This window comes from Novipirellula methanifontis (assembly GCF_052161655.1).
In the GTDB taxonomy this organism is placed as follows: Bacteria; Planctomycetota; Planctomycetia; order Pirellulales; family Pirellulaceae; genus Novipirellula.
The window spans coordinates 4,343,385-4,365,791 of sequence record NZ_CP197418.1 but is presented as its reverse complement, the minus strand read 5'-3'; the positions used below and the strand labels follow the sequence as shown (position 1 = coordinate 4,365,791).

Sequence of the window (22,407 nt, the reverse complement as noted above, 5' to 3'; positions counted from 1 at the left end):
CTCTCTGAGTCGTCCAGGAAAAAAAAATCACCATTCACGCGATTCAGAGAGTCACGCTACTTTGAAACACTGATTTGCCCAGGAATTAAACTTGAGCGGCTGGCTTCGACGGATGCCAAAAAATCTCGGAACGAATTGAATTCACCGATATCTGTGAATTGATCGGCTGCCAGCACGACCTTGTCCCCCGTTGCGACGACTGACCAGCCTGCGGATTTTGCGTTGAGATCGAAGGAATCCATCTCGCTCCATAGATGCCAGCCCTTGCTGTGTTTATCAATCACCAGCATGCCCTCAGGTCGCAGTCGAAACTCCTGGCTCTTTCCGGCAGATTGCGTCGCATGAAAGGCGTTCCATAGCGCGAAGAATGTGATGGCGACCGTCCCAATCACGGGGATCATCGCAATCAAGGTGATCCCAGGGTGTTCGGAGACAAACGAGAAGTCTCCCGCGATCATAAAACAATGAATGGTCCACCCAAGTACGGGCAACCAGAACGGCACCAAATGCTTAAACACTTCCGCAACAATTTGCGGAAGCTTCTTGGCCCAAGCAACCGCGTCCCGAGGAATCCCCGTATCCGTGACGACAAAACGTCGCTCTGCGGCCGGATTCGATGCGAAAGGCCATTCCTCCTCGCTCCAGACCGGAATGCTCACAATTCCGGGGCTGGTCGATTCATCCGCAGGCGACACCACTTTAGTGAGTTGCTCGAGAGACAGCTTCTCATCGTGCATCGTGCTCAAGCGAAACCGCAGGAACTCGGACACTCGAAACGCATCTGCCGGCGAACTAAAAAAACGAAGCGGCAAAATGATCCTGCGAAAGGCATCCAGTGCAAACGGCAGTTGCAAATGCTTGGAAAACAGACGGCATTTTTGGAAATACTCCCAATCGACTGTCAGCCACATGTCGTCCGTCCAGATCATCATACCATCTTGATGGAGCACGAACCGCCGATCGTCTGGATGCTGCGAAAGACGCAAGATTCGCTTACGCCGGTAACGCTCGCTCGCTAAAAGATACGATTTGATCCGGTCCCAGTGGGCCAACAACATGAACCCCGTGATGCCCCAGAGGATTGAGATTGCCACGATTCCTTGATCTAACACTGCATAGATCAAAAAGAGACTCAACATGCCGATCGCAACGGCAATGTCGAAACCCGCCTTTCGTGAACTCGTGGGCTGACTGTCCCACAACGCAACCTTCAAATCATCGAGAGTATAGGTTCCGCGGCAAAACACCGGGCTCAACTCAGGTGCAACCTCAGCAGGCACCTGATAGGGATTGATTGGTGCCGTGGAGGCCGAATTCGTTGACGAGGAACCTGAGCTCATTGAAAACGTCCGGAACGAGAAAGATCAATCCGGCTATAAAGCACCATTGAAGTTACCGATTGTCGTTGATCGCTCCGCGATCAATACGTTGGATCGCGAGGGGCGTCGACTTGCTTATTGACGTAGCGGAACTCATCACGAGTTTTGATTGTCCCGGAAAACGAAAGTCTTGACGACTTCCGCTACAACCAAATGCGTCACTTCTAATATCGACATCCTGAGCGTTCCACGACAATGCCCCGATCTAAAACGACGGGCCCGCGGCTAGCGATATGTTGATTTAATCGAAATGTAAATCGCATTGGTGAGCCGTGGGCCGTAAGGCACCGGGTAATGCGAGAAACCCGGCCGCTCACGCGTCACGGCTCACTAAATCAACAGTCCGCTAGCGCCGTCGGCTCACAAAAATGCCTGATGTTTACTACGCAAAAAATGCAAACTAGGATTTTACGAACAACACAGGTCCAAACCGTCAAGCATTTTCTCGGCGGCGTCGCTTTTATTGAGCACGTAATAGTGGATTCCGGGAACGCCGTTTTTGATCAGGTCAACGGTTTGCTCCCGAGCGTGATCGACACCAATACTGAACTGCGACTCTTCGCATTCGGTTGCGTTCATTGCTTCGGAGAGCACGGTTGGAATCGCCGCCTTGCACATTGCTGCAATGCGTAACGCCTGTTTGAAATTGGTGACAGGCAAAATCCCAGGGACAATCGGCACCGTGATGCCAGCCGCAACGCAATCGTCGCGGAAGCGGTAAAAGTCGGCGTTGTCGTAAAACAACTGCGTCACAACCACGTCGGCGCCCGCGTCGACCTTTCGCTTTAGATTATCAAGATCGGTCTTCCCGTCAGGTGCCTCTTGATGAACCTCGGGGTAGCCAGCAACCAGGATTCCGAAATCCTGGAAACGGCCACGAATCAGCTCAACGAGCTCGTTCGCGTACCGCAAACCTCCTTCGACTGCCTCGAATTGCTCGGTTCCCTTCGGCGGATCCCCACGCAGGGCAACGATGTAGTCGACGCCGCGAGCCTGCGCTTCGCTGAGGTAATCTTCGAGCTGAGCCACGGTGGATCCGACGCAGGTCAGATGCGATGCGACCGGCAACCCCGTAATTTGCTTGACTTTCTCAACAACATCCAGCGTCGTGCCTCGTGTCGAGCCGCCAGCACCATACGTGCAAGTGAAGAAGGTGGGGTTAAATTCCTTCAAACGCTCGACATTCTTCATTAACGTGTCGATCCCGGCCTCCGTTTTGGGTGGAAACAGCTCGAACGAGATCGCACAATCGGAGGAGTTGAAATGAGACGCTAAGGACATTACTTCTTGTTCACAGAGGAATTTTCGAGGCCAACAGCCACTGCCAGCCTGAGCATTGTAATCAGATAATGGGCATGTTGAATCCCCTAGCGACTGAGACGGATCGAGTAGCCCGGGATCTCCAAAAACCTCGAAGTTGGCTTCGCAGCCGTGCATTTTCCGACTTCAAACTCAGCGTCAACCCACTCACGCCCGACCACCCATTCGCCCCATTTCTCCCAAATGACCTGCATTTCGATTTGATATCACGCATAACCGTTGGTTTTTTCGTGAAACATCGCAAATACGACTTGGTCCTTTTTTACAAGTTTCGTTAAACTTCCAGGCCTACGCAGCCGAGGCACGCTGCCCACTCCGTCACAGGTTTGACGCAAAGCAGGAAGAATCAGGTGACGGCGGGGGGCTTCATCCCTAGCAATTCTTTTCAAATGACTTGAAAGAACGGCGGCTGCAACGTGTTTTGCAGGGACGCTAACATCGCTGAACTCGCAAAACGGTAATGCCACGGAGTCATCCCAGGGAGGGAACCCATGCCGGGCGAGTCATTCCGATTTATCCACGCTAGCGATTTTCACCTCGAATCTCCTCTCGGAGACCTCGACACGATCCCCAGTCACCTCCGCGATGCGATGGCCGATGCGCCACGTCGTGCCGTCAAAGCGGTCTTTGATGCGGCTTTGGTGGACAACATTGATTTTATTGTGTTGTCAGGCGATCTTCTCAATCCACAAACGGCGGGTCCTCACGGGATGTCGCTGCTGCTGGAGTATTTCGAGAAGCTAAACGCCAAGAAAAAGCCGGTGTTTTGGGTCGCGGGAAACGCAGACGATCCGCAAAAGTGGCCTGAAGCGGCCCCGCTTCCTCCCAATGTCACGTTATTCCCCAAAAACAAGGCGATCGCGGTCCCGGTGGAGCGTGCTGGCCGAACCATTTGCGTCGTCGTAGGCCGCAGCAGCGAAGGAAGATCATCGCTGCACGTTCCTAGTTACCGCACCGACCCGACCGACGAATACACCGTTGCCGTCGGCTACGGATCGTCGGATGCCGACGCGTTAAAGGAAGGTCGATTCGATTACTGGGCGCTTGGTGGCAAACACAATCGCAAGGAAATCGAAGGTGGAGCCGAGGGCGCCGCGGTTTATTGCGGCTCGCCCCAAGGTCGCTCGCTCGAAGAGAGCGGGGCTCACGGCTACGCCATCGTCGACGTCGATGCCGACCAAACCACTCGCGTGCATGAAGTTGAGTGCGACGCGTTTCGCTACTGCAAAGTAGAAATCGACGCGGCAGAGATTGCTGCGGTCGGCAGCATCCGAAATTTGCTGGGCGAGCGAATCGTCCGACTGCAACACGACAACGGTGGACGTCATCTGTTAATCGGCTGGGACATCTCAGTCTCAAGCGGCGAAAACTTGCATGCGATCGGCGATTCCGAGGAACTGCTGCAGTGGCTGCGACGCGAATATGGATCGGGCACCCCCGCGGCTTGGACTGCGTCGTTGGTCATTCGTCCGCCTCGGCAATATCCCAAGACTTGGAACGAGGAAGACACCATTTTGGGTGACTTTTTGCGGGCCGCCGACAAGCATCGCAAAAACGACGGACGCGAACTGAACCTACTGCCGTTCACCGAAGAACACGTGGGAATTCAAAGCACGACCTCATCGCTACTGGCCGACGTGGCCAGCTCGGCACGCGAGGGCATTCTCGACCAAGCGACGCTCCTGGGTGTCGAACTCCTGCGTGGCGGCAAGCCAAATTTGGTGCAAAAATCATGAAGATCAAAGACATTCAAATCGACGGCTTCGGCGTGTGGACAGGCCTCTCGGTCGACTCGCTTCCGGACGGCATGACGCTGTTTTACGGCCCCAACGAGGCTGGCAAAACAACGCTGATGCAATTTGTGCGAGCGATGCTGTACGGATTTACTTCCGATCGCCGCGAACGCTACATCCCTCCGGTTTTCGGCGGGACACCCGGCGGCGCGATCCGCGTCACCGGCCCGGGTGGCGGATACCAAATTCGTCGCACTAGCCAGCTAACCGACAACGGCGTGACGGGAAACCTGAGCGTCACGGGACAGGACGGATTGTCCCAAGGCCAACACCGGCTCAGCAGCCTGCTGGGGCAAATTGACGAACCGATCTTTACGAATGTGTTCGCGATCGGCATTCGCGAACTGCAAGAACTAAGCACGCTCGACGGTACCGACGCCGCCGACGAGTTGTACAAATTGTCCAGCGGTCTTGACCGCGTTTCGCTCGTCGATGTCCTTCGCAATTTGCGTGACGGACGCAAGAGCATGGTCGGCAACGAAAGCGTCGTCGACGCCGAAGAAGCAGGCAAAGTCGCATCAATGATCCGCAAACGCGAGAAATTGCGAGACGAAGTAGAACAGCTCACCCGGCACGGTCGCCGCTGGAGTGAACTGGCCAGCCAACGACGATCGCAACAACAAGAAATCGAAACATCATCCGAGCGGATGGTCGCCTGGGAACGCGAAGCTCGCTGCGTCGAGATCGCCACCAGCGTATTCGACACCTGGAAACAACGAGAAGCACTCGAGTCGTCGATCGCGGAAACCGAAACCCAATCGGCGCTTCCGGATGACGCACCGGGACAACTCGTCCAGATCGACGCCATGATCGAGGACAGCAAGTCCAAGATGGAAGAGGTCAAGGCAAAACGCCGTGAATTGCGGGTCAAAAACGAGCAATTGCCTGTCAGTAAACGCCTGTTTGACCTGCAAGGCAAGATCGAAGCCGCCTCCGAACAAGCCACTTGGGTGGAGGCCCTCGAAGAACAGATCGAGCGTTTGGACGGACAAATCGACAAGGCGAAAAAGCAGCTCGAAGTTGACGCCGACCGCCTGGGGTTGGACGAAGCCGACAAGGTATCGATCACCGAAGGTGACATTTCAAAGTTGCCCGACCTGTCCAAACAAACACTTGCGACGCTTTCCGCACCCGCAAAGGCTGTTAAGGAGCACCTTTTCCTCCTAAAGCAAGCTCGGACCGAAGGGGCAGAGCACAAAACACGCGCCGAGAAAATGGGCAGCCAACTGCAAGGCGTCCTGTCGCGAGCACGCGCGTCGAATCTTCAGCAAGCGATCCGTGAAGAAAACGAACTGATCACGGCGCTACGACATCGCGGACAACTCGGCGAACATATCGAAAAGCTGAAGCGTCACTACCGCGACTTGGAAAAAGAAACGGTCAACTTGACGACCGACGAAGCGCTGCCGATGGACCGGCTGATATTATTGGCTGTCCCCTTTATCTTCGGCGGAATGTCATTGGTCTACGGCGTGTCCAACATGCTGGGGCTGACGTGGTTCTCGCCTGATCCCGATCCGACCAAAGGAATGTTTTGGTTGACCGTCGGCTTCATGGGGATGTTGACCTATTACTTCGGCAAAGAAAACGGGATGCGGTCGACATCGCGCGACCTAGAAGACTGCGAACGCCAAATTGATACGCTCCGCAAACAGATCCGTGAACTCGAGAGCGAGCGAAACGAGGCCGACTCAACACTGCCGACCAGCGGCGAAACGATCGAACTGCGGATTCGTGAGAGCGAGCAATTACTGGCGGAATTGGAATCGGTACTGCCGACTTACCACAATCATCAAGCGGCATTGCAGTCGTACAAGTCGGCTCGCCAGCGGGCAACCGAGGCCGCCGATGGACTGAAGAATTCCCGTCGCGAGTGGTCAGCGACTCTTGAGCGATTGGGTTTGAGCGAATCGCTTTCGCCATCAAGCGTTCGCAATTTGAGCGACGGATACGAGACGTTGCTGAACAGCCGACGCCGCTGGGAAGAACTCAAAACGGAACGAGAACAACGAAAACGCGAACGTCAAACGCTGGCTCGCCGCATCGAATCGCTGTACATGGAAGCGCTCGATCTGCAGGAGGACATCTCCGCTCGCAATCCGCGCGATGTGGATGAAGACGAGGATACTGAACAATCGCTCAAGCGAAGCCGGCTGCGATCGAACCCGCTGGATCAACTCAATCACCTGCACGAAGAGCTGTCCCGCCAACAACACTGGATCAAGCAACGCCGCAGTCTGAAAGAACAGGACCAGCGACTAAAGAAGCAGCAAAGCGGCTACTTTCGTGCCATCCAACGAGGCGAAACGCAGCGACGTGCCTTGTGGGCGAAATGTGGTGTGGCAACACCTGAACAGTTCTACGCGATGGTTGATAGCAAAGCCAGCTTGGCACAGATGCGAAAAGAGTACGCGGAGCTTGACAAGCAGGTTCGCTCGATCATCGGCACGCATGTCGAGTACGACGCCGTCGCTAAGGAGATCGAGGGTGCCAAGATGAGCGACATCGAACGACGCTGGGATTCGCTGACGACACGGATGAGCGAGACCGAAGAACGCGTCGCTCAGCTGAGAACTCAGCAAGGCGAGTTGGCTCAAGAGATGAAGCAGCTTGGGGAAGACGCTCGTCTGACCACGGCTCAATTGGAACTCTCTTGCATTGAACGCAAGATCGCAGCGGCAGCTCGTCGCTGGCAAACGCTCGCGATGGCAAGCTGCTTGCTGGAGGACGTCTGCGGAACCTTCGAGCGGGAACGCCAACCGGAAACGCTGCGTGAGGCGTCGTCGTTCCTGAATCAATTGACCGATGGAAAGTACAACCGAATTTGGACGCCGCTGGGCACCAACCGCTTGAAGATTGATGACACCGAGGGCAAGTCGTTGCCGCTCGAGGTGCTCAGTCGCGGCACACGAGAAGCAGTCTTCATCGCATTGCGATTATCACTCGCTGCGGCATACGCCCGCCGCGGAGTCATGTTGCCGTTGGTACTCGATGACGTGTTAGTCAACTTTGACCGCGATCGCGCGATCTTTGCTGCACGAACCTTAAAAACGTTTGCCGAGCTTGGGCATCAAGTGATGATGTTCACTTGTCACGAACACATCGTCGATATCTTCCACGACATTGACGTACAAGTTCGCATGATGCCGGCCCATGGCGAACCAGGCCGCGCCGAGATCCTCGAACCAGAAGAACGAATCGAAGAAGAAGCGAGCGAAGAGGAATACGAAGAAGCCTACGAGGACGAGCCTGAAGACGTCGTCGAAGAAGAGGTGCTTGAAGAAGAACCGGTGCCAGAGCCAGAACCGGTCGTGGTTGTGGTCAAGGAAGCACCAGCACCAAAACCCGCTCCAAAAATTCTGTACGTCCGCAAGGAAATTCCCAAGGTACAAGCCAAGCCAGAACCGGTCGCCGAAGCGGCACGCCCCGAACCACCAAAACCAGCGGCACCCAAGCCCGAGCCCAAACCGGCGTCTCGACGTCCTGAGCCCAAACGAGTCAAGCCGATCGTGATTGCCCCCGAGTACAACGACGACGAAATCGACTACTCCGAACCCGAACCGTCGATCCAGTGGGCATGGTTCGAGAGAGAGCCAGAACGCCGGATCGTCACGTCTGAAGATAAGCTCGCGTCGGTTGCTCGAAGCGAATGGACGGACGTGGACGCGGAAAACGCGGACGATACAGCCCCCGAAGAAGCCTGGGACAAGAACAATCCTTGGTGGGGCGCGACAGCGGAGTAGGGAGATTGGCGTAATATTTGTAGGCGGAATCGAGCAAACGGCGTAAATGCCGGATCGGCGGTCGCAATTGAAAATTTCATTTCAGTCCAAGGCTAGTTTGACAATGCCACCGTTTGCGCCGATCCGGCATGATTTGCGTCCTTGATCCGGCCTACAGAATCTAGGAACCATCAACGTCGCGAACCGCTGCATTTCGCATATCACGTTTCGATCGCGGGAGCGATCAACGACATTATTCAAAAACACGGCATCCGGCGAAAACTTTTGTGATTCTCTCTTTCGCCATCCGTTAGAACGTTGCTAGAGTCGACTCGATGAATCGGTCCATATGGAAATGGCCGAAGCCCGAGTATCAAGACTTTTTTCAAACAGGCGTCACGGATGATGCGACCACACTGGACATTGCTGCTTGCTGCGGCACTGGCGGTCCCTTTGGCCACCAATTCCCAATCCGCACTGGCACAGCAGGCGGGACAGCCTGGCGCTGGCGTTCCCTCCTACGCCAAGAACGCTGGCAACAATGCAGCCGCTCAGGCTCAAGGTGCTCAAGCACAGGCACAAATCGCTCGGCAACAACGGCCCGTCCCTGCACAAGCGGCTCAGCCCTTTGCTCCGCTCAATGACGCTCAACAAGCTCAGCTTCAACAACTACTTCTTGCCTGGCAACAACAAAGCCAAGGCACTCGAACGCTTGATTGCAAATTCCAACGTTGGCACTACGACAATTTGGCTGCCCCGGTCGGCATCCACGCGACTCGCGCCGATGGCGTGATCAAGTACGCGGCCCCGGACAAAGGCGTCTTCCGTGTCGATTCACTGGTCTTCTACAAAGGGATGAAAGAAGGCAAGCCAGTCTTCGAGCCCCAAGCCGGCCTGTTCGGCGAACATTGGGTGTGCAATGGCAAGCAGTTGATCGAAATGGATCGCAGCCAGAAGCAATGCAAAATCCAGGACCTGCCCGCGGACATGCAAGGACAACAGATCTTTAACAGCCCGCTGCCGTTCGTCTTCAACCTCGACGCCGCCGAAATACAACGCCGCTACTGGGTTCGCCAAGTCGCCGCACCGAATGACAAAATCGTGCTGATCGAAGCATGGCCCAAGCGACAAGACGATCGTGCCCAGTACAAGATGGTCCAAATCGCACTTGAGAAGGAAACCTTTCTGCCTCAGGCCTTGATCATGTACGCCCCCAACTTCCACGCTCAGAACGCACCGAAGTGGGATCATTACGAATTCGTTGACATGAAGCGAAACGGTGTTGGCAACGCGATCGCCAACTTCATGGACAATTTCATCCAAGAACGCCCACCCGCGGACTGGACGATCTTCCGCGACACGTTCAATCCGAACGCGGAACCCGAAGCCCAGCAGGCTGCAAACCCCAACGGCGGCCAAATCAAGTAAGTTGCTCGCTCGCCGCAGCGTATGAATACAAATGAAGCCCAGGATTAATCGTCCTGGGCTTTTTTCGTTTGTTTGCTGAGGCGGTGCGGCACGAGTTTCGAGTAAGGCTGGGTCCTACCGGCCGCTTTTGGGATAGAAACAATCTTAACGCGGCTCTCATTACTGCGAGGTAGTGGATCTTGCTAAAGATCCCCATGCAGCAGGATCTTTAGCAAGATCGACTACCTCACCTTGAATACAGAATCCCCCACCCAAGTCAACGCCAGTTTCTTGTGAAACCAGACTTGTTTCACCTGAAACATTTCGCGTACTGTTCGTTCTTGCCGCTATTCACTGCGGCGAGTCTCAAATAGGAATGTGGACACCGTGGGAAGGATTCTTTGCGTGGTCAATCAAAAGGGAGGCGTGGGAAAGACAACCACGGCCGTTAACCTTTCGGCTGCATTAGCAATGTCCGGACAACGAGCATTGCTGGTCGATCTCGATCCGCAGTGCAACGCCACCGGTTCACTCGGGTTTGAACCTTCCGATGGACACGCCATCATCAACCCTGAACCGATCGACAGCAAGATTGTCGAAACCGAGGTCCCCAACCTCTCGATTCTGCGTGGCAGCCGGACTTTGCAGGATGTCGATCGCTTGGCCGACGCTGGCGAAACCGAAACATCGCAAGTTCGCAAACATCTCGACTCGATCATCGACCAATACGATTTTATCTTGGTCGATTGCCCGCCGAGTGTTGGCCCGCTGACTCAGACGGCCCTGACGGCCAGCACCGAGGTGTTGATGCCAATCCAATGCGAATACTTTGCAATGGAAGGTCTGACTCAATTAATTCAGACAATAAAGAAGGTCATCGTTGCCACGGACGGCAGACTGACCTTTGGTGGGATCCTACTAACAATGTATGATCCGTACCTAGAACTGACCCGCGAAGTCGACGAGGAAGTCCGAGACTTCTTTGGCGACATTGTGTTTGATAGTGTCGTGCCTCGAGACGTTTCGCTTAGCGAAGCCCCGAGTCACGGCCAAACCGTGTTTGAGTATGCACCGCGATCCCGCGGCGCGTTTGCTTATACCCAGCTGTGCATGGAGGTGCTCGAGCGTGACTAGTGCAACAACGAAGGATCGACGTTTAGGTAAAGGGCTCGCCGCGCTATTGGGCACGCCATTGGACGATGACGGTAATCCCATCGCGGAACCCTCGGACTTGGGCGGAAACGGCGGCGGCGAAAAGAACGGGGGCGGATCAAAGATCCAGTCGCTCGAACTGAAAGTCGACGAGATCCAGAACAACCCGTTCCAGCCACGACGGGAATTCAATCTCGATGAGATCGCCTCGCTTGCCGAAAGCATCAAAAATCATCAGCAACTGCAACCCGTCCTGGTTCGCATCGTTGATGGAAAGTACCAATTAATCAGCGGCGAACGCCGACTGCGTGCGACCATCCACGCGGGATTGAAAACGATTCGGGCGGAAGTCCGCGAGGCCGACGATCGCTTGGTTGCCGAATTGGCGATCATCGAAAACTTGCAACGCAAGGATCTGAACCCGATCGAAAAAGCGTTGTCGTTCAAACGCTACATCGACGAGCACAAATGCAAACAAGACGACTTGGCTCGTCGATTGAGTATTGACCGCAGCACGATCGCCAACCTGATGCGATTGCTCGAGCTGCCCGAAGGGATCTTGGATCTCTTGCAAGCGGGTGAGATTAGCGCCGGACATGCACGAGCGTTGCTACCGATCGGGGACGAAGAAATTCAAATTCGTACCGCCGGCAAGATCATGGAAGACAGCTGGAGTGTACGAGCGACCGAGACCCACGTGGCCGAACTGCTGAAGGCGGAGGAGGACGCCGAAACGGGCAAGAAGGTCGTTAACGCCACCCGCCAGAAACGTCGCTCGATCTCGCCACAGATTGAATCGATGCAGCAAGAGATGCGAATGATCTTCGGCACCAAAGTCGAGATCAAAAGCTCGGCCCGTGGTCGCGGCAAGATCACGCTGCACTTTACGGATCCTGACGAGTTCGAACGGCTACGCGCCATCCTCGCTGATGCCGGCCAACCGCCAAGGCTGAAAGTCGCTGGGTAGAAGAAGGAAAGAAAGCTGGGAGTCTGGGAGTCTGGGAGAGAGAATCCCATTTTTCTTGTCTCTCGCGGCAAGCCCTTTTTTTCAAATTGTCCAAGAACGCATTCTACAAGCACGAAGCGCAGACGAGTGAGCTCCACTGACGAGACTCACTCCCCTGCGCTTCGTGCTTGTATTTTTTTGTACCAACGGATTTCCACTCTCCCACTCTCCCACTCTCCCACTCTCCCACTCTCCCAGCTCCCAGCTCCCAGCTCCCTGTTTCCAGCTCCCTGTTTCCCGCTCGTGTTTCACGGGTGGTTCCCTAAGTCGCCAAACTGAGCGACACTTTGGCAATGAAATCGATTGCTGAAGACCTGCTGCCTTATCAATCAGGCGAATTGACCGTTGGATCGCACACCCTGCGTTTTCTTGATGAAGGCGCGGGCGAGCAGACGCTGCTGTGTGTGCACGGGAATCCGACCTGGAGCTTCTACTGGCGCTCGATCGTCGAGGAGTTCAGCCCGACCCACCGCGTCGTCGCCGTGGACCATCTGGGGTGCGGTCGAAGCGAAAAGCCTTCGCGTGGACACAATGCCGAGAAGGGCGAATTCCCCTATCGCTTGGCCGACCACCGCGACAATCTGGTCCATTTGATTGACGCACTCGATCTGAAACGCATCACACTGATCGCTCATGATTGGGGCGGGGCGATCGGGTTGACGTCGATGCTGAAACGGGTCGACCGTCTTGAACGCATCATCCTGCTCAATACTGCCGCGTTTCCACCGCCTTATATTCCTTGGCGAATCGCCGCTTGTCGAATCCCTGTCTTGGGGACGGCCGCGGTTCGAGGACTGAACGCGTTCGCCGGTGCTGCGATCACGATGGCGATGTCACGCAACGCGCTCTCCAAAGAGGCCACGCGTGGATTGCTGGCCCCCTACAACTCGTGGACCAATCGAGTTGCCAACGATGCCTTTGTCCGAGACATCCCGCTGACTAGCAAACACCCCACGATGGCAACGCTTCGTCAACTCGAAGCGGACCTACCGTCGCTCGCGTCATTTCCCCAGCTGTTGATTTGGGGCATGAAAGATTGGTGCTTCCGCCCCGAATGCCTGCGTCGCTTTCAACAGGTTTGGCCAAACGCCGAAGCGGTCGAAATTGCGGACGCGGGCCATTACGTGATCGAGGATGCCAACGCAGAAGTCATCGCGGCAATTTCGAAATTCCTGCAAACGGAAACGGGCGAGCGTCCTTCAGCGGAACCGGCAGCGAGCGAACAGCAAAGTGAATCGCATGGTGCGTAATCCGCTGGACACAGTGCGATCGCAAGTCCGCTCGATTGGCGACGCGGTTCGCTGGGCCTGCGTCCTCGAGTCGACGTCCCCCAAAGCAGGGAATGTCTATCCCGGTCGTTCATTCAGCGACTTGAGTTACGGTGACTTCATCGTCGCGGCAGAGATCGCGGCCGAATCCTTTGCGATGCCGGGTCGGCACTTCAGCGAAATGGTTCTCAGCGCCGTCCGCCAGACGAAGGTTGCCACGGGCTCGAATGTTAATCTGGGCATTTTGCTGCTGATCGGCCCCATCGCCGAGGTGGCTCATCGCGATGTCGATGCCGAGCTGCAACCTGCGGTAGCGTCATTACTCGATGGCCAGAATCAAGACGACGCGGCCTGTATCTTCGAAGCGATACGGGTTTCGACCGCCGGCGGGCTCGGCGAAGTTGACGAGATGGATGTTCGCAATGCTGCCAGCTCAGGAACCGACTTGATTGCCGCGATGCGATTGGCAGCCGAGCGAGACTTAGTGGCTTATCAATATGCCAACGGATTCAAAGACTTGTTCGATCGGGTCGTACCGCTTGTCGAAAAAGCGATCACAGAGAGCGGAGACATTTTGGGGGGCATCAGCGACGCCCACATTGACCTCCTCGCCGATCACCCTGATACCTTGATCGCTCGAAAGTGTGGTGATGAGGTTGCGAACGAGGTTCAGCAGCTGGCGAGCGAATTGGACAAACGCGACAGCGTCGCAGTTGAAGAATTTGACACATATCTTAGAAGTGATGGCAATCGACTGAATCCCGGAACGACAGCGGACCTGATTGCCGCCGCGTTATTCGTATTATTAGTGAGGGCTTAGGTGGACTGCTAAAACTTTGGGGTCGTTGTGACTTTTGTTTGCGCTGGTTTTCTGTCACCTCTCCACCAACTTCGTTGGTTGTGAGGCTTTTTATTTCGTCGTGAATCGAGTCCTTTGACGTGCTTCACCTCCCCGAAACTTGTTTTGGGGAGGTCAGAACGAGCGGAGCAAGTTCTGGGTGGGGCATCGAAGTGTTAGAGATGACAACTTGCAAGCTCAACGTCACCAGCCCGAGAGCGGAAAAATCGCTGAAGGCTCCTTTTCCGACCCTCCCAACTTCGTTGGGAGGGTGAAGCAAGTGGTTGCTACCACTCAACTTAAACGCCGCACAACTTCCTTCGTCGGTGGAGAGGTAACTGCAGCATATAGCCGAAGAAAATTTCGCTCCCAATATCCGATGACAACATCAAAGATTTAGCAGTCGAGCACTAGCCCAATGCCATGAAACTCGTCTTCGTCTCCTTTACACGTTATTAGATCCCGCCATGACCCAAGCCACTTTCCGCGTTGACGTGACCAAAGAGCAGTTCGTTTTTTCGGCGGCTCACTTTATTACCTTTGCCGGTGACATTTGCGAACGCATCCACGGCCACAACTATGCGGTTCGCGCCAGCGTCGAAGGGCCTCTTGATGAAAATCGCTACGTTGTCGACTTTATCGCACTTCGCGACGCCGTTCTGGCTCAGACAACTCTATTGGATCATCACATCCTTCTCCCTGAGAATCACGCGGAGATCAAAATCACCAGCGATGACAAAGAAACGACTGCACGCTTTCGCGATCGCCGCTGGGTGTTTCCCAACGAGGACTGTGTGATCTTGCCGGTCGTGAACACGACCGCCGAAGAGATCGCTCGCGTGATCGCCGAGCGAGTGATGCAGGCGACCCAAGAGAAGTTCGGCAACGCGCTGAGCTGGATCGAAGTCGCAGTGGATGAAAATTGTGGCCAGTGGGGCGTCTGTCGTTTGCCCTGGGCAACCGCGTAGCGCTCGCAAGAACGAGTGGATAATAGATAGCCAGTTGCGCGTAGAGCCGGTTCCCACCGGCCGATTCCATCAATCCGTAATTGGCGGCCGGTAGGAACCGGTCCTACGCGCTGCAAACGCATTTTAAATGCGTTAATTTGTTCCCGCTCGTTCGAAAGAGTGGGTTTTTCGGGGGAGCTGCCCTCCCCTGCCTCTGCGTTTTACGTGAATCCCTTCCGATCATGCGGCGCTATTTCCCCGTCAACTGATACCACCAATACGTCCCCAACCAAAATGCTAGCAGGACGGGGATTCTTGATGGAACAGGTCTGCTAATTCTCAATTCGCGTCGATACTTCATTGTGTGAGAGGGAAACGCTAAGCCGCTTCACTCTCGCTAGCTCTGTCGTATCACAAGTCAACGTGGTTCGCTGTGTCTGACTTCCGTTGATCAGGGTTACGCACTACTACAAGTCGTTCGCTTTGAGCGGCTTGGCCCTACCGCGGCAGTGCTAGCTCAACCTTCCCATACCTAAAAAAACTTTTGGAGATAACCACGATGCGTCGTGTATTCATTCCTGCTTTGCTAGCCGTTGCCTTCGTCGCTAGCTCTTCGGTCAATGCAAGTGCATTCGGCCTGTTCGACAAACTTTGTAACAACGGTTGTGACAGCTGTTGTGACGTAGAACCTGCATGCGGATGCGAAGCACCTGTTGCTTGCGGTTGTGCCGTTGAGCCAACTTGCGGAGCAGAGCCTTGCTGCGACAGCGGTTGCGGAATTGCTAAGCGAGGACTTCTGTCACGCTTGTTCCACAAGAACCACGGTTGCGACTCTTGCGTTGAGCCAGCTTGCGGTTGCGAAGTCATCGAGCCAGCTTGCGGTTGCGAGCCAGCTTGCCCACAACAATGTGGACCAACCTGTGGCCAAAAGGTCAAAGGATTCTTGAAGGGTCTGTTCCACAAGCACAACAACTGCTGTGACGCTGGTCCAACTTGCGGTTGCGAAGTTGCACCTGCTCCTTGCGGATGTGCAGAGCCTAGCTGTGGCGCTGGTTGGTAGTCCAACTGAGTCAACAAGATAGAATGATTGACTAGTTGTTGCATCCCATCCGATATAGCAACTCCCCCCTAGTCATACGAAGAGAAAAACGAAATCCTCGGCGGCTGCCACGAAAGCCGTCGAGGATTTTTTTGTGTTTGTACCGAGGCCACTTCGCGATCTACGACGCACTCTCTGCTGCGTCGTCCTGCGTCTCAGCCTGTTTGCCTTTCAACCTTTCGATCGTCCAACCGATCGAGGCGTAGACGCGGTTGAACTCAGCGACAAATTCTTCGGACGCGACTTCTGGAAGCACGACCGATCCGCTGATCTCACGATGCCCCTTTTTGGCATTCAAGTTGTGAATTACCGCTTCGCATTCTTTGCCCCCACGCGAACTGCTCACTCGGTTTCTCCCCGCCACACCACCGACGGATGCGGAAACCCAAGCGACTTGTCCACTCGATTGTATGGCGGTTTGCCCGCCAGAAAGCGTTTCAAGTTGACACATGCCAAATCGACGGTGTCATCGACTCGCCGATACGATTGGGCGCCAACATGTGGCGTGATGATGACTTTGGGATCGTCCCACAACAAACTCGATTCCGCCAACGGCTCGACCTCGGTTACGTCCAACCCTGCACCGGCAAGATGCCCGCTGGCCAACGCGTCCACAAGCGCCGATTCGACGACCACGCTGCCTCGAGCCACATTGATCAAGTAGCTGCCTGGTCGCATCTTGCTGATTCGTTCTTTATCGAACAATCCTTGCGTGCCTGCGTTTAGCGGCAGTGTCAAAATCACGATGTCGCTAACCGCCAACAGTTCGTCCAACTGATCGGCCGGCAGCAACTTGTCCACCTCATCGGGCTTGTCGACCGGGTAAAAATCGGTGGCAACGATGCGGGCATCCCAAGGCGCGAGCACTCGCGAGATCATCCGGCCATTGCCACCCAAACCGACGATTCCCACGGTCTTGCCTCGCAGATCGTCCGTCGGCAACCGCGTGAAATCGCGTTTCGCCTCCGCTCGAAAGAACAACGGCAGCGACCGCAGCAGTCCAAACAACAGCGAAAATGTTTGCTCAGCCACCTGTGGTGCAAACAACCCCGACGCGCTGCTGACTGGGATATCCGAATCGATCACGCCGGGAACCAAACAATGATCCAAGCCCGCCGCAGACGACTGAATCCATTGCAATCGGTTGGCTTTCAGCACGCGATCCCAATCGACCGGCACTTTGGCGTGCCCGATAAAGACGTCCGCCGTGGGCAACAATTCGTCGATCCGTTCCTGTCCCGCATTGACCACTTCGGCGTCGGGCGCCGCAGCTTGAATCTGCTGGATGTGTTTATCAGTCACTGGGAAACAAAGAACGATTCGCATGGCTGTGGTACGCTGAAGGGAAATGAAAGTTGGCATCCGGGAAGTTTACAATCACGCCCCGCACCGAACAAAAATGTCCACCAAGAACTTAACTTCAATCAGCCCGCTCACAAAGGTGGCTTGGCTGACCGCCCTGCTCTTGGTTCCCAGCGTAGTGTTTGCCAATGATTTTACGGCATCCGAGATCGATGCCGCTTTCACAGCCGCCTCATCCGGTTATAGCACGGACGAGGTGATGATCCAGGATGAGCTGAGAAACCGATTCCTTGCGGAACTGTCACCTTTAGAATCGCTCCCCGATGGTTTTGAACGAGACGCGTTGTTGGCACTTTTACAACTACGCAAATCAGGAAAATTGACAGCCAAAGCGACTAAGCGCGGCGACCCCGTCGACGACCGGATCGTTCCTATCGCCGAGATCGCCGCTCGCGTGGTGATGGATCGACATCGGATTTCGAGCGACACGTTACTCGCCGATCCAACGTTTCGCGAGGAACTCGATAGCGAAGCCAAAAAGATCTCGCCAGGAACCAACACCGTCGCGATCCGCAAAGCGGTGCTATCGCTACGAAAACGCCGAGCACTCAAACCCGAGTTGGTGCTCCGCGTGGCGGATTGGCAGAGAAAGATCGAAACGCATTCGCTTGATTCGCTACGACAGGCCATCGCGGCGGAGGAAATCAGCAATGGTCCGGGTGTTTATCTGTTCCGGACCAGCGCGGGCTATTTGTACATCGGTGAAGCTAAGAATTTGCTTCATCGGCTCAGCGATCACATGAACGGCAGTGATCGAGCATCCTTGGCCGAATACCTCAGCAGCGAAGCGTCCGCCGGAGTGACAGTCGAGCTTCACGTTTTCCCGGCCGACAGTCCCGCCAAGCGAATCACCGTGCGTCGTGCTTACGAAAGCGAATTGATCCGCAGCCGGCAACCGCGACTAAACGTGCGGCCGTGAATCGGCATCGCAACATTTCGTAGCGGAACTCGTCAAGAGTTTCGGATCGTTCAGCAAATGCCACGAAAGTCTTGACGACTTCCGCTACGAATTGCCCCCGATGTTTTACTAATTCACCAGCGCTGAATTCATGCCGTAGGCGAACAAGGTTTCTTTCAACTTTTCCATCGACGCGTCGTCCAGCGGGGTCATTGGCAATCGCAACTCGCCCGAGTCACGGCCGACCATCATCATTGCAGCCTTCAAAGGAATCGGGTTGGTCGACAATCCGAGCATGTTCTGGCAAAGTGCAAACAGCTTGTGATGCATCGCCATCGCTTTAGCGAAATCGCCACTCGCAGCCGCATTGACCAATTCGATCATGTCACGCGGCACCAAATTCCCTACAACCGATACAATCCCTTCCGCTCCGACGCTCATCATCGGCAACGTCAACGAATCGTCTCCACTCAAAACGGTCAAATCCGTGGTGCCGACGATCGCCGAGCATTGATCCAGTTTTCCGGTCGCTTCCTTGACCATCGTGATCCCTGGGACATCGGCGAGCCGCTGGATCGTTTCCACGTCGATCTCTTTGCCACAACGTCCTGGGATGTTGTAAACACAAACCGGAATGTCGACCGCCTCGGCCACCGCTTTGAAGTGCTGGTAGAAACCTTCCTGTGTCGGCTTGTTGTAATAGGGTGCGACTTGCAGCGTCGCATCGGCTCCTTCGGCCGCCGCTCGCTTGGTCAATCGCAATGCCTCAGCAGTGCTATTGCTGCCGGTACCGGCCATGACTTTCGCCCGCCCCGCCACGCACTGAATCACTTCCGCGATCACTTTTTCGTGTTCATCGTGTGAAAGCGTCGGCGATTCGCCGGTCGTTCCCACAGGAACAATACAGCGGGTGCCGGCTTCGAGTTGGAATTCGACTTGTTCTTTCAGACGCGGGTAATTCACCTCGCCATCGGTAAATGGCGTGACAATCGCGACCGAAAGGCCAGCAAAATCAGATCCCTTTCGAGGGCGGGTCTCAAAAGTCATGTTGGAATCGCGTTATTGGAAGTGGGGTGCGTCAGAGCCTATGACACGCGTCACCGGCTTTGGTTCAGCAGAAAACCTAGTGTTTCGCCCCCTGATTCGTCAAGCGTCCCGCCCTCGATTCGCGACGAGTCCGCTCACTCATAACGCTGAAAACCCGGTGGGAAATGCCCCCCTACTTTGTTTCGAGCGATTCAAATCGGTCCACGATCTGGGCACCGATCGCTAACGACGCGGTCGCCGCAGGCGAGGGGGCGTTCAGTACGTGGATTGCATGCTCGGTGGTCTCGATCAAAAAGTCATCCACCAACTCACCCTCGGGCGTGACCGCTTGAGCACGCACGCCGGCGCGACCGGGATGCAAATCCGCCGCACGAATCGAAGGAATCAGCTTTTGCAATGCCGAAACGAACGCCGCTTTTCGCAGTGATCGGTGAATCTCGCCGGCCCCCGTTCGCCAGTACTTGCGAGCTAACTTCAGAAATCCGCCATAGCGAAGCGTTTCGAACAAGTCGCCTGCGTTGAACGTCCGCCAATTATATCCGTGCCGCGATAACGCCAGCACCGCATTGGGACCGCACTCCACACCACCTTCGATCATCCGCGTGAAATGGACTCCCAAAAACGGAAACGAAGGATCCGGAACCGGGTAGATCAAATGGCGACACAGCTGCTCGCGATCTGGAACAAGCTCATAATATTCGCCGCGAAACGGCACAATTTTCACCTTTGGATTTCCGCCAGCCATTCGCAAGATACGGTCGCTTTGCAGTCCCGCACAATTGATCATCCGCCCGCAATGAATGGTTCGATTTTTCGAGTCCGTGATGGCTACTGCTGACGAGTCCGATTTGATCTTCGTCACCTTGAACGACAACACCACATGTCCGCCATTTCGCAGAATCAACTGCCGCATCGCCTCGCATACGGTGGCGTAATTCACAATGCCTGTTTCAGGAACATGCAACGCCGCGACTCCGGCGACCGATGGCTCAATCTCGCGAAGTTCGTCGGAGTCGATACGACGATACTCCACTCCGTTTGCCGTCGCTCGTTCCGCGATCGCATCCAACCGCTCCGCTTCGATTGCATCGGTGGCGACCACCACTTTGCCGCAGCGGTCCCAAGGGATTTGATGCTCGTCACAAAACGCCTCCATCAACACTTTGCCTGTCCGACACGTGATCGCCTTCGTTGATCCTGGCTTGTAATAAATTCCCGAATGCAAAACGCCCGAGTTGTGACCGCTTTGGTGTGCTGCAACGTGCGATTCCGCTTCGACAACGCAAACTGAAAGCGAAGGGTTCCGGTTGATCAACGTTGTTGCCGTTGCCAACCCCACGATTCCACCACCGATGATGACCACGTCGCACGTACTGGGAATCGAACCGTTGGAATTCATTGAGTATCAGCAAGGTGTAAAATGGGATTGGGATGAACAGTAGTGACCAGCCAGGCATTTTCTACATCTGCAGCAAACCGAGTAATCCGGTTAACCTGCAAAATCAAAAAAGCCAGACTCACGAAAAGGGACGAATCAACCACTCGAGATTGCGGTAATCCGCAAAATCACGGTCGCACGCACTCCCCGATTGGATGTTCATATTTCATGGCATAAGTTTTGATTGAGGCATTGCGCGGACGAAGGAAAGTTTACTTGCTTTGCAGATCCGCGTCTGCGATTCGCAACCAATGTACTCTCATAGTTCTCTGTTTGAGAGTTATGGCAAAACGATTGATTCATGTGGAATTGAGAACAAATGTCACGTCCTGGTACCGTCGAACTGCCACTAGAAAAGCTATGTGCTGGTGCGACTTGTGGGTACCCTATCCTGAGTAGCGAAGGCATTTTATTGCTCGGATCGGGTACGCACATCACGCCCACGATCGTCGCACATCTTCACGAACAAAACGTTGACGTCATCGCCGTTCACCCGAACGACATTGCCGAATTAACAGGAAAACAATTGCGTCGCGGTACCGCCGACGAAGCACCCCAGACGCCATCACTCTTTTCAGGAGTTTGGGAAGAGGCGTTGCCGCTGAAAAATTTGCTCGTTGATCGCCACGGCGAACCGTTGAGCATCGAGCGGACGGCCGAATTAACGAAATGCATGAGTGCCGCAAAGAACCGCTTCGTGCAAATCAACAAGGCACTGCAGACTCGTGATTTTCAATCCATTTCGCCGCTAATCGCAACGTCTGACTCGTTCGCTCGTTCGATGATCGAAGACCACGACCAAACCGTTGGCGAGATCGGATCGGCCAGTGAAGACCTCGACCTTGAACGTCGTTCGGTTCAAATGGCCGTCATGGGGATGGCGGTCGGAATCGAAATGGGACTCGATGGTCCCACCGCACTTGAGATTGGCTTGACGGGATTGCTGCACGACATCGGCTTGTTCGTACTCGACCCTAAATACCGCGACCCATCCCAATCGCTCTCCAACACCGAACGTTGGGAGTATGAAAAACATCCAGGAATCGCGTTCGATTGTGTCGCAGCGATCCCAGAAACGCCTTCGTCCGTTCGGATCGCGGTGCAACAAGTTCATGAGCAATTTGACGGATCGGGTTTTCCACGTGGTTTACGAGGAATCCGGACTCATCAATATGCGAGGATTTTGAATGTGGTCGATGCCTACATTCAATTGATTACGCCGTCGACGAATCGCTGTGGAATCTTGCCTCACAACGCCGTCGGCTTGATCCTGCACCAAGCAACGCGTGGCACCTTTGATCCCGAAGTAGTGCGTGCGTTTTTGAACACTGAATCGCTCTACCCGCTCGGCAGCCATGTCGAACTAAGATCCGGAAGCACTGCGACCGTGATCCGCCGATCCGCACACAGTTACGCGTGCCCGATGCTAATGCGTGAAGACGGCGAGCGAGTTCAAGAAGACAACGCCGAGAACCGAATCATCCGGCCAATCTCGTCACCCAAGATCGACCAGATGCGAATCCCGCCATCGAAAATGCCAACGATCAACTGGAACCCATCCGAGAACTTCCTCAGGGTGTGAGCGATTGTTCGGGCCAGCCCGATATCGGCGCGAACCATTTACGCAATCGCCGCAACGTTGTAGAGCATTTTTTGTAGCGGAACTCGTCAAGAGTTTCGGGCATCCCGGACAGTCCACGAAAGTCTTGACGACTTCCGCTACGTTGAAAC

16 protein-coding genes are annotated in these 22,407 nt (G+C 55.0%); 10 read left to right on the top strand and 6 right to left on the bottom strand.

Features of this window, described 5'->3' with window-relative positions; translation table 11 throughout:
• Nucleotides 1–56: 56 nt before the first annotated feature.
• Together SH528x_RS15390 and metF are read right to left on the bottom strand one after the other, a co-directional pair.
• Nucleotides 57–1,340 (bottom strand): hypothetical protein, encoded by a 1,284-nt coding sequence (locus SH528x_RS15390; RefSeq protein WP_442511400.1) that lies wholly within the window; start codon nucleotides 1,338–1,340, stop codon nucleotides 57–59.
• A gap of 447 nt (nucleotides 1,341–1,787) precedes the next feature.
• On the bottom strand, nucleotides 1,788–2,660 hold the full coding sequence (gene metF, locus SH528x_RS15385) for a methylenetetrahydrofolate reductase [NAD(P)H] (RefSeq protein WP_442511399.1): 873 nt from the start codon (nucleotides 2,658–2,660) through the stop codon (nucleotides 1,788–1,790).
• A gap of 530 nt (nucleotides 2,661–3,190) precedes the next feature.
• Between metF and SH528x_RS15380 the strand changes: the two genes are divergently transcribed.
• The 8 genes from SH528x_RS15380 (at nucleotide 3,191) to SH528x_RS15345 (ending at nucleotide 14,853) form a co-directional block, all read left to right on the top strand.
• Nucleotides 3,191–4,435 carry a metallophosphoesterase family protein gene (locus tag SH528x_RS15380; RefSeq protein ID WP_442511398.1) on the top strand — a complete coding sequence of 415 codons (1,245 nt, stop codon included), beginning with the start codon at nucleotides 3,191–3,193 and terminating at the stop codon, nucleotides 4,433–4,435.
• The gene (locus SH528x_RS15375; RefSeq protein WP_442511397.1) at nucleotides 4,432–8,235 is read left to right on the top strand and encodes an AAA family ATPase; all 3,804 of its coding nucleotides are present in this window, start codon (nucleotides 4,432–4,434) and stop codon (nucleotides 8,233–8,235) included. The genes SH528x_RS15380 and SH528x_RS15375 overlap by 4 nt, the downstream gene beginning before the upstream one ends.
• A 381-nt stretch (nucleotides 8,236–8,616) precedes the next feature.
• Nucleotides 8,617–9,642, top strand: a complete 1,026-nt coding sequence (locus SH528x_RS15370; RefSeq protein WP_442511396.1) for a TIGR03009 domain-containing protein — start codon at nucleotides 8,617–8,619, stop codon at nucleotides 9,640–9,642.
• A gap of 366 nt (nucleotides 9,643–10,008) precedes the next feature.
• Nucleotides 10,009–10,755, top strand: a complete 747-nt coding sequence (locus tag SH528x_RS15365; RefSeq protein ID WP_442511395.1) for a ParA family protein — start codon at nucleotides 10,009–10,011, stop codon at nucleotides 10,753–10,755.
• A 46-nt stretch (nucleotides 10,756–10,801) separates the two neighbouring features.
• Nucleotides 10,802–11,740 (top strand): ParB/RepB/Spo0J family partition protein, encoded by a 939-nt coding sequence (locus SH528x_RS15360; RefSeq protein ID WP_442512133.1) that lies wholly within the window; start codon nucleotides 10,802–10,804, stop codon nucleotides 11,738–11,740.
• Between the two features lie 332 nt (nucleotides 11,741–12,072).
• Entirely contained in the window at nucleotides 12,073–13,029 is a 957-nt protein-coding gene (locus SH528x_RS15355) for an alpha/beta fold hydrolase (protein ID WP_442511394.1), read from the top strand.
• The gene (locus SH528x_RS15350) at nucleotides 13,019–13,867 is read left to right on the top strand and encodes a triphosphoribosyl-dephospho-CoA synthase (protein ID WP_442511393.1); all 849 of its coding nucleotides are present in this window, start codon (nucleotides 13,019–13,021) and stop codon (nucleotides 13,865–13,867) included. Before SH528x_RS15355 ends, SH528x_RS15350 begins: the two co-directional genes overlap by 11 nt.
• 485 nt (nucleotides 13,868–14,352) lie before the next feature.
• Nucleotides 14,353–14,853, top strand: a complete 501-nt coding sequence (locus SH528x_RS15345) for a 6-pyruvoyl trahydropterin synthase family protein (RefSeq protein WP_442511392.1) — start codon at nucleotides 14,353–14,355, stop codon at nucleotides 14,851–14,853.
• Nucleotides 14,854–16,052: 1,199 nt separating this feature from the next.
• On the opposite strand, the gene SH528x_RS15340 is transcribed toward SH528x_RS15345, so the two are convergent.
• Together SH528x_RS15340 and SH528x_RS15335 are read right to left on the bottom strand one after the other, a co-directional pair.
• Entirely contained in the window at nucleotides 16,053–16,277 is a 225-nt protein-coding gene (locus tag SH528x_RS15340) for a hypothetical protein (RefSeq protein WP_442511391.1), read from the bottom strand.
• On the bottom strand, nucleotides 16,274–17,257 hold the full coding sequence (locus tag SH528x_RS15335) for a D-2-hydroxyacid dehydrogenase (RefSeq protein ID WP_442511390.1): 984 nt from the start codon (nucleotides 17,255–17,257) through the stop codon (nucleotides 16,274–16,276). The genes SH528x_RS15340 and SH528x_RS15335 overlap by 4 nt, the downstream gene beginning before the upstream one ends.
• Nucleotides 17,258–17,330: 73 nt before the next feature.
• Between SH528x_RS15335 and SH528x_RS15330 the strand changes: the two genes are divergently transcribed.
• Entirely contained in the window at nucleotides 17,331–18,212 is an 882-nt protein-coding gene (locus SH528x_RS15330; RefSeq protein ID WP_442511389.1) for a GIY-YIG nuclease family protein, read from the top strand.
• A gap of 108 nt (nucleotides 18,213–18,320) precedes the next feature.
• On the opposite strand, the gene dapA is transcribed toward SH528x_RS15330, so the two are convergent.
• Complete coding sequence (gene dapA, locus SH528x_RS15325; RefSeq protein WP_442511388.1) at nucleotides 18,321–19,238, bottom strand: 4-hydroxy-tetrahydrodipicolinate synthase; 918 nt, start codon at nucleotides 19,236–19,238, stop codon at nucleotides 18,321–18,323.
• Nucleotides 19,239–19,410: 172 nt separating this feature from the next.
• Nucleotides 19,411–20,637, bottom strand: coding sequence for an L-2-hydroxyglutarate oxidase (gene lhgO, locus SH528x_RS15320; protein ID WP_442511387.1), 1,227 nt, complete (start codon nucleotides 20,635–20,637; stop codon nucleotides 19,411–19,413).
• Nucleotides 20,638–20,995: 358 nt separating this feature from the next.
• On the opposite strand from lhgO, the gene SH528x_RS15315 reads away from it, so the two are divergent.
• The gene (locus tag SH528x_RS15315; RefSeq protein ID WP_442511386.1) at nucleotides 20,996–22,258 is read left to right on the top strand and encodes an HD-GYP domain-containing protein; all 1,263 of its coding nucleotides are present in this window, start codon (nucleotides 20,996–20,998) and stop codon (nucleotides 22,256–22,258) included.
• Nucleotides 22,259–22,407: the final 149 nt, after the last annotated feature.